At 37.8% G+C, this 14,527-nt stretch carries 8 protein-coding genes; all 8 read right to left on the bottom strand.

Features of this window, described 5'->3' with window-relative positions:
* Nucleotides 1-53: 53 nt before the first annotated feature.
* The 8 genes from NG806_RS02490 to NG806_RS02455 all read right to left on the bottom strand — a co-directional run bounded on the left by NG806_RS02490 (nucleotide 54) and on the right by NG806_RS02455 (nucleotide 14,504).
* A complete protein-coding gene (locus NG806_RS02490; protein WP_261511841.1) occupies nucleotides 54-1,997 on the bottom strand; it encodes a glycoside hydrolase family 97 protein in 1,944 nt (647 codons plus the stop codon).
* A gap of 6 nt (nucleotides 1,998-2,003) precedes the next feature.
* Nucleotides 2,004-3,368, bottom strand: coding sequence for a glycoside hydrolase family 43 protein (locus NG806_RS02485; protein WP_261511840.1), 1,365 nt, complete (start codon nucleotides 3,366-3,368; stop codon nucleotides 2,004-2,006).
* Nucleotides 3,369-3,441: 73 nt separating this feature from the next.
* Complete coding sequence (locus NG806_RS02480) at nucleotides 3,442-4,833, bottom strand: glycoside hydrolase family 43 protein (protein WP_261511839.1); 1,392 nt, start codon at nucleotides 4,831-4,833, stop codon at nucleotides 3,442-3,444.
* Between the two features lie 71 nt (nucleotides 4,834-4,904).
* Nucleotides 4,905-7,373, bottom strand: coding sequence for a glycoside hydrolase family 31 protein (locus NG806_RS02475; RefSeq protein WP_261511838.1), 2,469 nt, complete (start codon nucleotides 7,371-7,373; stop codon nucleotides 4,905-4,907).
* A 31-nt stretch (nucleotides 7,374-7,404) separates the two neighbouring features.
* Nucleotides 7,405-8,277, bottom strand: a complete 873-nt coding sequence (locus NG806_RS02470) for an alpha/beta hydrolase (RefSeq protein ID WP_261511837.1) — start codon at nucleotides 8,275-8,277, stop codon at nucleotides 7,405-7,407.
* Nucleotides 8,278-8,370: 93 nt separating this feature from the next.
* Entirely contained in the window at nucleotides 8,371-9,990 is a 1,620-nt protein-coding gene (locus NG806_RS02465; protein ID WP_261511836.1) for a glycoside hydrolase family 43 protein, read from the bottom strand.
* A 215-nt stretch (nucleotides 9,991-10,205) separates the two neighbouring features.
* A complete protein-coding gene (locus NG806_RS02460; RefSeq protein ID WP_214825985.1) occupies nucleotides 10,206-11,924 on the bottom strand; it encodes a glycoside hydrolase family 43 protein in 1,719 nt (572 codons plus the stop codon).
* Nucleotides 11,925-12,029: 105 nt separating this feature from the next.
* Complete coding sequence (locus tag NG806_RS02455) at nucleotides 12,030-14,504, bottom strand: glycoside hydrolase family 95 protein (protein WP_261511835.1); 2,475 nt, start codon at nucleotides 14,502-14,504, stop codon at nucleotides 12,030-12,032.
* Between the last annotated feature and the right edge of the window lie 23 nt (nucleotides 14,505-14,527).

Raw genomic sequence — 14,527 nt, 5'->3', positions numbered from 1 at the left:
CCACAAGCTCAGGATAAACTCAGGAAGATAAAGCTGCCCCAATTATTCCCGCATTAATTCTTCAATACAAATCCACCATTCGGCTGAATTTCAATTTCGTATACTCCTTTTTTATTGATGGAAATCTGTTTTATAAAAGTCGTTTCAGAATGATTGTCATTGATAAGTTCAACCTTTTTGTCTGCCAACATCGGAAGGTTCAGTTTAAGTTTTTTAGGTTTTTTTTCTGCATTCACTCCTGCGACATACCATTTATTCTGATGTCTTCTTGCGATCACCGAATATTTTCCAGGATAGCCATCGATAAAAACCGTCTCATCCCAAAGTGTCGGAATATCTTTGATAAAATCAAGCTGGAATTTCGGCGCATCAGTTAGGTTATTTGGCATTATGGCAAACATCTGAATGGGATTCTGAAAAAGGACAGCAGTGGCTAACTGAAATCCATCCGTGGTCAACCTTCTGTTTTTTTCTTTGTTGGATTTGGTTAAAAATTTATTGAGAAATGTCCCTCCAAATTCCATACTTCCGACCGTATTTCGGATAAAGGGATGTAATGTGGCAAAAAAAGCTTCCTGCTTACGTACCTCTTCCGAAAAATAAAGCATTTCCGAAGCTAGAACGGCTTCACTTCCGGCATAATTCGGGTACATTACTTCCCATCCTCTCGGTAAAGTGGCACCATGGAAAATAATTGTTAATCCAAAATCGTTGGCATCAGATAAAATATCTTCGTACAGACGCATTGTTTCCTGTTTATCTCCTCCAAAGAAATCGACCTTCAAGCCTTTTATACCAGATTCCTGCAGCCACTTCATTTCTTTTTTGCGTTCGACAGAGCTGCTCATCTTATTTCTCGGTCCCATTGGTGCATCATTGGCAGCTCCATTGGAATTGTACCAAAGCATGACACTCACATTTTTAGACTTTGCATACTGAATAAGTTCTTTCATTCTGTCTTTCCCTATATTTTTATCCCATAGCGCATCAATCAGAATAAATTCATAATTAAGAGTTGACGCTAAATCAATAAATTTTGTCTGATCATCGTAATTCATACTGTTGTCCTGCCATAGAATCCAGCTCCAGGTAGAACGTCCGAACTGATATTTTTGTGAAGGCTCGTAAAGCGGTTCTATCAAATCAAAAGGAACAGTAGTTTCCACAATTGGTTTCAACGAATCTCCAATCGTAATCGTTCTCCATGGTGTTTTTCCAGGAAGAGAAATCGCAGCTCCCGAACTTCCGAAACCGTTATTTTCTGCCATATGCGGATACGCAACCTGATAAAGATTTTTTTCTGAGGTGGTATTGAGGTGTGAAGCGCAGTATAAACTATTTACTCCTGTCTCCGAAAGTAAGACCCAGCCATCGTTTCCGACATGAAAGAGCCCAGGGAAAACATAACCGTAATCGGCTTTAACCCCTAATTCCGCATCCGCCTTATATCCGCTTTCATAGCTCGGTGCTGTTCGGGCAAATCCGGTCATCGGCTTCATCATCGGTGAGAGAAAGGTCGTCGTTTGATCTGGAAATCTATATCCCGTAATTTCTGATTGTACAACAGCGCTGAAACGGTCTTTCATTGGAGGAATTTCATAACGGAATGCAACATTATTATCGCTGACCTGAAACTCAATTGAAATGTCGAACTGATCTTTATTCATAAAATTAACAGTCAACGCATTCGCTTTATACTGAATCTCTGATTTTTTGATTTTTTCATTGTTATATTTTTTGGAAATTAAATTCATTTTATAGTTGATGAATTTTAAATTTTTAGAAAAATCCGATTCGTTGGTAATTAAACCCAACGGAGATTTATCTATCCCTGTTTTTTCCTGAAAAGTCACAGAGTATAATGCTTTTCCCTCTTCCAAAAATACATTCAGCTTCAGCTTGCCGTCCGGACTTGAAATCTCGGCAATCTGTGCTTTAACTTGTGATAAAAGACAGAAAATTATTAATGACAGAAATAGGAGTGTTGCTTTTTTCATTTTAATTTATTTTGAAAACATCCAATAATCGAAAAACATTATATCTTTTTCCGCTTTGCCATTACACACAAAATAAAGATTATGAATGCCTGTAATTTTGCTGGATATATTAATAGTGACCGTTTCAAAGCGGTCGTCACCACCTGTTAGCGGAACTTTTATGGTTGTGGCTATTGGTCCACTTACACTATCTAAACGAACCTCCATCGTAACACCGCTGTTATGCGTAGTCCCTACTCTTGCAGAAAATGATTGTGCACCTTCTTTTCCAAAATCAACATTTTTTACGCTTGTATAAGCACCATTTTTCTTTGCTTTGATGAAAACTCCCGCTGTTTTGTTTTGATAAGATTTTACATTCTCTGACCAGGCTATCATTTCCGCCTGATTAAATGAATAAGGATTAATGGTTGCAATGGCTTCTGTAATACCGTTGGTCATTTTAAAAGGTGAAATAGAACCGTCTGTATTAAAATTAAGCTCCTGAACACTTACCGATCTTGTAAATCCACTTCCACCTGGCAACGCACCATTGTGGTAGAAAAAATATGTTTTTCCTCTGAAATCAATAACTCCGGGATGATTGGTAAAAGATTTTCCTTCCGCAGGCATTATGGTTCCGCCATATTTCCAAGGACCCTGCGCACTTTTGCTTGTGGAATAGCCGATAAATTCTGGAAGCGGGCCTCCAGGCCAGAAAAGATAGTACAAGTTTTTACGTTTGTACAGCCACGGACCTTCCTCATATTTTGTTGGTCTTTCGGGATTTCCTTCTCTTTTACCAAAAGATTCTTCTGTCATCGGAACCTCAACAATATCACCGGAATAGGAAATCATATTTTCATTCAACTTTACATATTTAAGCTTCGGATTTCCCCAATACATATGCGCCTGACCATCATCAAGAAAAACGGTAGGATCTATATCACCCCATTCACTCTGAACAAGCGGTTTTCCCAAAGGATCATGAAATGGTCCAAATGGATTATCGGCAACAGCAACACCAATTGCTCCCTTATTATTTGTCTTGCTGATCATCGGCACATACATGAAAAACTTCCCGTTTCTTTCGATGCACTGCGCTGCCCACGCATCACGTTTTGCCCAATCGAAATCATTGTAGGAAAGGATAACGCCGTGGTCTGTCCAGTTAACCATATCATTGGTAGAAAACACTTTCCAGTTGTTCATGGTAAACCATGTAGAATCGTCTTCATCATGTGTTGTATAAACATATAAACGATCATTGTAAACCATCGGAGCAGGGTCTGCGGTATAGGCAGTCTGAACGATAGGGTTTTGAGCAGTTACAAGTCCTGTATAACCCGTCAACAAACTACTTATTATAAGTTTTATGGTATTATTTTTCATTTTAAACATTTCTATTTAACCATTATTTTTTCTAATATCAGATCACTTTAGTTTAAGCTAAACGATGAACACTTTAATTTGAACTAAACTTCCACCAATCGAAGTAGAAAAGTTCTTTGTTTCCTTTAAATATAAAGTACACATCATGAACGCCTTTTATGTTTTTTACTGGGGATTTAATCGTTTTGAAGAGATCGCCTTCGGCTTTTCCCGTTACCTCAACAGTCCCTAATAGAGGTCCATCAAGAGTATCAGTGTGTATTTCTATACTTCCGCCACTTATTGAGGCAACCGATACTTCCAGGAATTTTGTTCCTTTCGAAAAATCAACCCCTTGAACTTTGATATAATCTCCATTGTTGATCCATGAAACAACAAGACGATCAGTTATTTTTTTACCGGTATCATAGGGATTGTTCCTTTCCCATTCGGTCATTTTTTCGGTTTTTAAACCTTCACTGTAAGCAATGGTTTCCGCTTCAACTCTACTGTATGGATTTAAAACGGCCATTCTTTGTACACCTTCCGGATTCCAAAACGGTAACTTTTGAATGGTACCATCAGCATTGTAAATCAGTTCGCTTACACAGATGGAACGGCGCTCATAGTGTTTGCTTATTGTCTGTTTCCCTAGATTGTAATTGAAACCGAAAACATAAGATTTTCCTTTGTAATCAATAATTCCTGGGTGATTTCCGTTGGATCGTTTATCGCTGTCCATAATCATTCCCTTGAATTCCCATGGCCCGGTTGATGACTTTCCCATTGCATAACCGATTCCTTCAGGACAGCAGGTTGATGCATATGCCATATAATAATTTCCGTTGCGTTTCCAAGCCCAGGGACCTTCCTGATAATGAAAAGGATCGGGAGTACCCTTCACTTTAGCAATCGATGGGTCCTTTACCATTGGTCCGTCAATAGAAATCATGTCATTATTCAGTTTTACATACCATAAATTTGGATTTCCCCAGTACAAATAGGCCTGTCCATCCTCATCAATGAGGACGGTCGGATCGATATCGTCACTTGAATTTTTTACAAGCGGTTTGCCTATAGGATCTTTAAAAGGACCATACGGACTGTTTGCCACCAAAACTCCGATTCCTCTTTGTCCCGGCATCGGGCAATACATATAAAATTTACCATTTCTTTCTATAACCTGAGGTGCCCACGCTCCGTTTTCGGGATCAGCCCATTTAAAATCTTTTAGAGAAGCTACAATACCGTGATCGGTCCAGTTGACCATATCGGTTGAAGTATATAGCAGCCAGTCTTTCATTTTAAATCCGAATGCATCATCTTCATCGTGACTGGTGTACAGAAAAACAGTATCCTTATAAACCATTGGGGCCGGATCAGCTGTGAATTTGGTCTGAATAATGGGATTTTGTGCAGAAAGCCACGAACCGGCAAATAGTAATCCGATATTTAAAGTATATTTTAAAAGTATTTTCTTTATCATAATTGAGTATCTTTCATTAATCGTTAATAATCTACCTCATTTTGGTATTTTAAGAGTTTAATTATTTTATTTTAGAACTCCACTTTAATATTTCTACCCGAATAAGCCACCGTTTTCTGTCGGCCATCCGGAAGAATAATATTGAAGTTTCTTTTTTCAATCATTCCTTTATACTTTCCTTTGCGGCTATCTATGGTAAGTGTATGGGATTTGTTATTCCAATGCATTGGTATTTCCGTGTAATCTCCTTTTTCGTAATTATAATTGTCAAATTCGTCTTCATATAAGATAAAATCTGCATCTGAACCTGGATAAACTTTCAAGGTTAAATTATCCCATTTCTTTTCTGTAGCATACTGGACATCGGGGCCAAATGGAATAATGCTTCCATCTTTTATATACAATGGGATGCTATGGATAGTGACTGTTTTTTCGATTTCTTGTCCGCCCTTGTATTTTGTATTGGTCCAGTAGTCGTACCATATAGAACCGGATGGAAGATAGACTTTCACAGTTTTATTCTGGGTGAAATCTACATCAGTAGCAGAAGGTCCTTTTTTAGTTTCCTCTTTTTTATCCCAGCCGTTCTGTTCGTTGGTTTTCAGAATTTTCTCGGGAGTATATTGTGCATTCAGTATAGGAATAACCAAGAAGGATTTCCCGAACATATATTCACTATTCATGTTCCAAGTCTTTTTATCTGCTGAAAAATCCATTGCAAGCATTCTCATAAAACTTGACTGATTTTTAGAAACATCCCACGAAACGGAATAGATATAAGGCAGTAAACTGTATCTTAATCTAATAAATTTTTCAATGGCATCATATACAGGCTCTCCTCTTTTTCCGAACTGATAGATTTCTCTCGGAACATCTGTTCCATGTGAACGCATCATTGGGGTAAATGTTCCGTATTGTAGCCAGCGTACATACAATTCCTGAAACATAGGATTTTTTGATCCTGAACTTTCATTCCAGCCTTTTTTATATGTTCCTGCAAAAAAACCACCGATGTCCGAATTGAAATTAGGGTTTCCGGTGAGGGTAAAATTCAGACCCGCAGGAACCTGATTTCGTAAAGATTCCCACGAAGAATTAACATCCCCAGACCAGGTATTGGCTCCGTATCTTTGCTGGCCTGCATATGCTGACCTTGTAAGAATGAATACTCTTTTGTCACTTGTTGTAGCACGCTGATGGTCATAAACACCACCAACAGCCATTAATGGATAAGCATTTCTTACCTTTCTGAAAGAGCCTAAATATGTTTGTGTGTCTAAATCTTCCGGCTTCTGGCTGAGATGATCCGGTTCAGTAGAATCCATCCACCAGCTGTCTACGCCAAGGCTGAAAACACCTTTGTTCAGATATTTCCAATAAATATCTCTGGCTTCCGGATTATAAGCATCGTAAACACGCACTCCGGAAGGATAATTCATATCAGGAGGCCAGACTTCTCTGCCAGATTCCGGCCATGTTTTGAAATTAAAAAGCATTCCTTTTTTATCCATTTCACGGTAAGGATTGGTCATCGGACCGAATGATGACCAGATGGAAACAGACAAATGCGCATTCATTCCGTGGATGTCAGTAATCATTTTTTTAGCATCAGGAAAATCCGGGCTAATAAAATCCATCGCATTCCACTGGTAATTGTTTCCCCAATATTGCCAATCCTGAATAATTCCATCTAAAGGAACTTTCAAATCACGATATTTTTTTACGACATCAACAATCTCACTCTGACTTTTATAGCGTTCTTTACTTTGCCAAAAACCGTATGTCCATAATGGGGACATGGAGACATTTCCGGTAAGCTCACGCATTGAAGCAACTACTCCATCAGCATTTCCTCCATACATAAAATAGTAATCCACCCCTTCTCCTACTTCAGAAGAAAATGATGTTTTCAGAATATTATCGGTAAACTGAGTCGGAGACTCATTATCCCAAAAAATGCCGTAACCTTTTACAGACTGGAAGAAAGGCACAAAATCCCAGGTATTGTTCTGCACCATTCTGATGTCCTGATTCCGTTGGGATAATTTTCCGTTTTGAAGGATACCCAAGCCATAAATAGGCTCATCTTTTTCCAACTGAAAAGACTGGGTTACTGAATAAGTTTGTTGCCCGGCATCATTAAAAGATTTAAAATCACACTCTTTTTCTTTCAGAAGCTGTTTTCCCGATAATGTGGTATAATCTATCTCTCCGTTTTTTGTATTAATGGATATTTTTAAAGCATCCGTTTTTACTAATAAAATATCTTTCTTTTCTGCAACAGTAAATTTTATTCTTTGTTCCTGCTTGGTTACTGACCAACTTTTTTTCACAAATGATTTTCCTGCAGGATATTTAATGATCCGTACTGTGTGAGATCCGTAAAATCTCACTTCCATATTTAGATCAGCCGCAGAAAAAATTAATCCCGTGTCTGTTTTTTTGTATGATTGCGCGTTCGCATATTGCCCGGTTATGAAGACTAATGGGGCCATGATGATATATGCTTTTATTTTCTTAAAATTTATTCTTGTTATCATGGTTTGAATTAATTTTTCAGACTGATTTTGTTTATTCAGATCTTAACTGAGCTGAAATTGCCTGCTGATCAATATTCTTAAAAAGCAATTGAGAAAACAGATACAGATCATTCTTCCAGACTTTGAAATCGTGACCGCCCGGTTCTACATAAAAAATGTGAGGAATATTATTCTGAGCTAGATAATCGCTTGTCCTTCTACTGAAAGGCATCAGTCTATCCTGATCTCCGCAGGAAATCCATAGCAATTTTAGTTCGTTAGCTTTGGTGGGCTCTGGAAGCAGTTCCTGAGATTCTTTGGTATTGGGGGCGGAAGAAAAGCCACCAACCCAGGCAAATTTGTCGATATTTTCTAAACCAAAATTCAAGGTTTGTCCACCACCCATTGACAATCCTGCTATCGCCCGGTTTTCCCTCTCTTTTTTTACAGGATATTTTTTTTCAATGAAAGGTATAAGATCATTCAGTAAATCTTTTTCAAATGTTGCGAAAGCTTCCACCTTGTCTTTTGACATAATATCACCTATCGCTCTGTCGTCTTTCATCGCTCTTCCATTGGGTAATACGACAATCATGGGAGTTAGTTTTCCCTGAGCATAAAGATTGTCAAGAATAATCTGAGGTGTTCCGTTTCTGAACCATTCTTTTTCGTCTCCACCAATGCCGTGAAGCAGATACAAAACAGGATATTGAATCTTTTTTTTGAAGCCTGGAGGTGTATATACCAAAGCTCTTCTCTGCGTTCCCACCGTTTTTGATTCATAGGTTATAGTATCAATTTTCCCATGAGGACTTTCTTTCCTTTCAACATCAAAACCCTGAGGGGCCATTTTATCAAAAGTCTGTGCGGGAATAAACACTACTGATAAGATAAGACCTAACGCTAATGCAATTGATTTATTCATAATTTTTATTTGTATTTTTTACACTTATTAATTTAGATAAAAAAATATTATACAAATAATATTTCATCATCTATGCAACCTTAATCTAACTACTTATTGTATGAGCGAAGAATCCGTAATTCTGAAAAAATCAACATCAACAAAACCTCCTGTACTTTTTGTGGCATAATTAAAAATCGCGAATTTAGATCCCATGAATAACCTTCTGTAATCAAAAATCATTTTATAGTCTTTTTCCATAACCGTCCAGTTTTTCTGGTCGGTGCTATAAGAGAAATCTGCCAAGTCTTTTCCAAGGTTAAAATCTGCTTCAATACGAAGATAAATTATACCCGCAGCTAAAGGAATTCGCTTTTTTTCTTCCTTTTTCACTCCTATAATCGCTTTCGTTTTATTATCTAAACTAACTTCATTAGTAGAAAAAGTCAGAAATTTCTGATTGCCTTCTTTTACAATTGATAACAACCCTGAATCTCCGTTAAATGCACTAAAACCTGTAATATCACCGTCCTTCATTCCTTTTAAATCTAACGCAACAATAGCACTTGATTTTGGACCGGTCATTCTTTGCGTTAAAGTATTTGGAGCAGCATAAAGATTATCCACCACACGACTTGTTTTCAGTCTTATAAATCCTTTTCTTTCAGATAAAGACCAGGCTTCATTCATAGGATTGTGATTCCATTGCCATTGGATTTTCAATTTTTTATCTGAAAACTCGTCACTTTCTACGATGCTATTTTTAGGTTTAAAAGGCGAAAGCGGAATTTCACCGTTCAAAGGGATTTTTCCGTTATTCCCCAAAACCGGCCAGTCATTTTCCCACTGGACAGGAATCAAAATAGGGACACGCCCTACTCCACCTCTGTCCTGAAAAATAAGCGAATACCAGTTGCCATTTTTATCATCAATCAAAACGCCTTGACCAGCGTAAGAGAATCCGAGAAAATTATCTTCCAGAATCACTTTTTTCTCATAAGGACCGGTTACTTTATCTGCTCTGTAAACTTCCTGACGGCGTTTTTCACCTTTAGGCCAGGAAATCATCATCATATAATATTTTCCCTTCCTTTTAATGATCTGGTTACCTTCCAGAAGTCCAGTTTCTGATGAATCTCTCTGAAAAACAACAGTTCCGTCTGGATTTCCGATAATCTCTTTAAAATCAGCACTTAATTCAAAAACTTTATTGGAAGTGAAAACATAAACTTTGTTGTCATCATCAAAAAGCAAAGAAGCATCGTGAAAATGTCTGGTTCTGGTAATGAGCTTCCAGTTACCTTTTTCGGGATTGTCCGTTACATAAAAATAGGATCTGAAAGGCTCATCATTCGGAGAAAACAAAACGTAATATTTTCCTTTATGATAGCGGATAGAGGACGCCCATTGTCCCCTGCCGTACACTGTTCCGTTAAGCAGATCATACTTAGAATTATCATTCAGTGTATCGAAAACATAGCTTGCCATTTCCCAATGCACTAAATCCTTAGAATGCATTATTGGAGCTCCTGGCATTAAGTGCATGGTGGTACTGATGAGATAAAAATCGTCACCATTTCTGGTCACCGATAAGTCCGGAGCATCAGCCCAAATAATAGGATTGGTAAAGGCGGTCGTCTGCTCTTTTTGAGCAGGATTTACCTGGGCCGAAAAGAGATTCAGCCCAATAAATCCATAAAAAGAAACTATATGAAGTGATTTGTTAATTTTCAAAACTTTAGTATTTAATGTCTGCGTTACTTTTTTAATAATCACTGGATGACACGTTTGGAACGTTGACCTGAAGCAGCCCGACTTGAGCGGAAATCCTTTTTATAATTGCGATTGATGGAAAGTTCAACAGATTGCTTCACGTTGTTCGCAATGACAAAAGATTGAGAGCGGAAGGCGGATTAAGCTGCCATAAATGTCATCATCTCATTTAAAATCTAGTTAGGTTTAATATCGTTAGATGAAGTGCTGTACAAACCAATCAAGCTTCCTGTAAACCCACCTGCAACATCAGTAGAAAGAATATCTCCTGAAACCGGACCTCCAAGGTTTTTAAAGTTTTTGCCATCTAAGGAATAATTAAAATAATGTTCGTCTTTTTCACCTATCACCTGTAATGTGGCACTTTTTGAAAGTGAAATTTTTTCACTGGCAATTAATTTTGATTCTCCTTTTTCAGTTCTTTCCAAAACGATATAATAATCTTTATCTTTTTTTGTAATTCCGAATACATAGTTGAATCGTTCACTTTGATAGCAAGTAATTCCTGCCAGTTCTTTTTCTGATTTCGGCTTAAAATCCAGCATTACAGAAGCTTCAAAGTCTTCATGCTGCAACCTGTGAAATAATGCCGAAATTGGAGCAAGAGCTTTAATATTCGTTTCAAAAGGATTTATTTTCACTCCATTTTTGGAAATACTAATGAAATTCTCACGTGGCCCGCGCATTGCGATCCATCGGTAGTCCAGACTTTTATCAGTCAGTTTATCAGAATATGTAAAGTTTCCGTTCGGGAAAAATCCGTTTTGTCCGGCCTGATCTTTTACGCCTTCCGGTAATTTTAATTTTGGTTTCATCGGAACCAGTCCGTTTTGAAAAACAGGATACGTTCCGCTCCAGTCAACAGGAAGAATAAAAGTTTCACGACCACTGTTTACTCTGTTCTTTACATTGGGGCGAATCGCTAAAAAGACACCATAATATGTACCATCCGGGCTCTCAACCAAATCGGCGTGACCCGCCCAATCTACTTTATCTTTTCTGTCTTTCGGAAAATACCGCTGTGTCAAAATAGGATTATTCATCGCAGGAACAAACGGACCTTTCGGAGAATCCGACATAAAAATAACTTCGCTGTGATTACCTCCTGTTCCGCCTTCGGCACACATCAGATAATATTTTCCGTTCTTTTTATATAAATGCGGACCTTCTATCCAGATTGGTTTTTGGGAAAGATCAACACCTCCGTTTACAATAATTTTGTCTGAACCTGCAACTACCTGATCTTTTTCCAGATCATAATCCCACATCTTGATGACACGGTGACCGTTATACTGCTCAGTTCCTTTTGGTGGCGCATCATTGTGAACGATATAAGCTTTACCATCATCATCAAAGAAAATCGAAGGATCGATGCCATCAAAATTCAGCTTTTGAACTTCGCTCCATCCTTTTGCAGGATCTTTGGTTTTCACAACCATATTTCCAATTCCGCCGGCAATCTGCGTGGTGATCATATAGAAAGTATCATTATGCTTATTATATTTAATATCAGGTGCATAAATTCCTTGTGATACGCCTGATTTTTCTACTTTCAGCTGTGAAGGTCTGTCCAGAACGTGTCCTAGCTGTTTCCAATTAACCAGATCTTTGGATGTGAAAATCGGAACACCCGGAAACATTGAAAATGAAGAATTTACCAGGTAATAATTGTCACCTTTTCTGGTAATACTTGGATCCGGATAACATCCCTGAAGAATCGGAGAATAAAATTCGTCCTCTCTCAAAGGATTGTTTGTGTATATTTTATCATTTCCATGATAGGAAAAGTCTGAGAAAGTCTGTGCTGAAACGTTGGCAAAAGATAATAAGGCAACAGCAGCCATCAACGTTGTTTTCTTTTTTAAAAATATCGGATTCATTGTTTTCTGGTTCATTATTTTCTCTTTATGTGATTGTTATTTGATTTTAAATTCTTTCTTAAAATTTTGATTAAGGTCAATTGGTACCATTCTATTTTATAAATAACCTGAAGCCCCTTTCTATTGATGTTCTTTTTTCATTTTTAAAATATAAGTTCTTCCTGCTTCTGTTCGCAAATCATAGATGAATCTTTCTTTTATTTTCACTGGATTTAATTGAGCTTCAGGAGAAATCAAAGGTTTTTTGATCATTGGAATTTCAAAATAAGGATTTTCATTTTTTTCCGATGCTGCTTTTAATACGCTTTTTCCTTCTAAATCCAATTCATTAAGTGCACTGATTCTACAATTTCCTCCAAGATTTGATTTGATGATGACCTCAGTTGCCTGATTGTCTTTCCAAACCATGCTGACTTCAAAACCACCATACGTTTTCAGTCCGGAAATATTTCCGTTTTTCCATTCGTCGGGAAGTGCGGGTAAAATGTCGATGCTTCCGTTTTGTGTCTGTAAAAGCATTTCTGTAATTCCTGACGTACAGCCGAAATTTCCGTCGACCTGAAACGGCGGATGTGCATCGAATAAATTCGGATAGGTTCCTCCTTTTTCGCTCCAACCGTCTTTTTCCACTAAAGTTAACTGGTCTTTTATTAATTTATTCGCGTGATTTCCCTCTAATAATTTAGCCCAAAGATTAATTTTCCAGCCCATCGACCAGCCTGTAGAAACATCACCACGGTGTATTAAAACCGTTTTCGCAGCATCAAAAAGTTCTGGCGTTGTGAGAGGATTGATTTGATTTCCGGGAAACAATCCATACAGATGAGAAACGTGCCTGTGATTGTCTTTTGGGTTGTCCCAGTCTTCAATCCATTCCTGGAGCTGACCATACCTTCCGATTTTCATCGGTGGTAATTTGGAAATGATATTGTTCCAAACCGGAATTTTATCTGAATCTAGATTTAAAATTTGTGCTGCTTTTTTTGTTTTGCTGAACAGGTCAAACATCAACTGGTTATCCATCGTATTTCCTGCCGCCAAAGCACTTCCCTGATGTCCTTGCGGAATATTTTCGGGAGATATAGACGGACCTACCACCAACCATTTGTGCGTCGGTTCTTCAATCAGAAAATCTTCATAAAATAAGGCGGCAGATTTTAGAACGGGATAAATGGATTTGAGATAATTTTTGTCTCCGCTGTACAAATATTTTTCCCAAAGATGCTGGGAGAGCCAGGCACTTCCCAATGGCCATTGCCCGGCATTAGCAAAATCCACCACACCAGTAATTCTCCAGATGTCGGTGTTGTGATGCGCTATCCAACCACGGCTTTTGTACATCACTTTTGCCGTTTCTGCCCCCGTTACACTCAAATCTTTGACCATTTGAATTAATGGTTCGTGCATTTCCGGCAAATTGGTTTTTTCCGCAGGCCAATAATTCATTTCCGTATTGATGTTGATGGTATATTTGCTGTCCCACGCCGGTTTGTTGGAATTGTTCCAAATTCCCTGAAGATTGGCTGGCTGACCACCCGGTTGTGAAGAAGAAATCAGGAGATAACGTCCAAACTGATAATATAATGAAACAAGCTCAGGATCATAACTGGTGGCGAAATTTTTAATACGAATATTGGTAGGAAATTGTGACGCAGGAGAAGTTCCGATACTGAAATCCACTCTTTTGAAATATTTCTGGTAAGCGTTGATATGATTTTTAAATAAAGTATTGAAGCTTTTATTTTTGATTTGAGTAATGTATTTTTTACTTTTTGAAACTTCGTCGGTATTTAGAGTTTTATAGTCTGTGAAATTGGTGGCAATTGAAATCAAAATCATTACTTCATCTGCATTGGTTATAGAAATTCCGTTGCCTGAAACTGAAATGGTTCCACCTTTGGAAATGAATTTTGCCAGCGCATTAAACTTAACCTGACCCTGAACGCCGTCTAATGTGGAAGAAAGTCCGTCCATTTGCAAAGTATTGGCATCAATCGCCTTCGTATTTTTTTTCAATTCGCTGTTGAATCCAGCACTGAAATTCAGTACATTTTTTTTGTCTGAGCTCAGTTTTATCACAATTACCTGATCCGGAATTGAAGCAAAGACTTCTCTTTTATAATGAGTTCCGTTGGAGGAAAACGTAGTTGTTGTTATTGCTTTTTCAATATCAAGCTCACGATAATAATCCTTAACATCGCCAAGATTATTAAAATCAAGATTCAAATCTCCGATATTCTGAAACGCAGAACCGTGAAGTGTTTTTGCCGTTAAACCTTTATTGGAAAGGGTTTCAGCTCTTTTGTAATTTCCATTAAAAAGATAGTAACGAATAGAATCCAACACTTTGGGACCATCAGGATTATCGTTTCGGGAAGGACCACCTGACCAGAATGTGCCTTCGTTCAACTGAAATTTTTCTTTTGAAGGATCTCCAAAAACCATTGCCGCCAATCTTCCATTTCCAACAGGTAATGCTTCTACCCAATGTTTTGCAGGCTTGTCATACCAAAGCTTATATTTCCCTCCTTTCTGTGCAGGGGAAAATCCACTAATGAAAAGACAGATTATTAATATGCAATGATTTACGTTCATTTTCACTTTTTATATTTCATTAA

Source organism: Chryseobacterium paludis (genome assembly GCF_025403485.1).
Lineage (GTDB): Bacteria > Bacteroidota > Bacteroidia > Flavobacteriales > Weeksellaceae > Chryseobacterium > Chryseobacterium paludis.
This window is presented reverse-complemented; position numbering and strand designations above follow the sequence as displayed.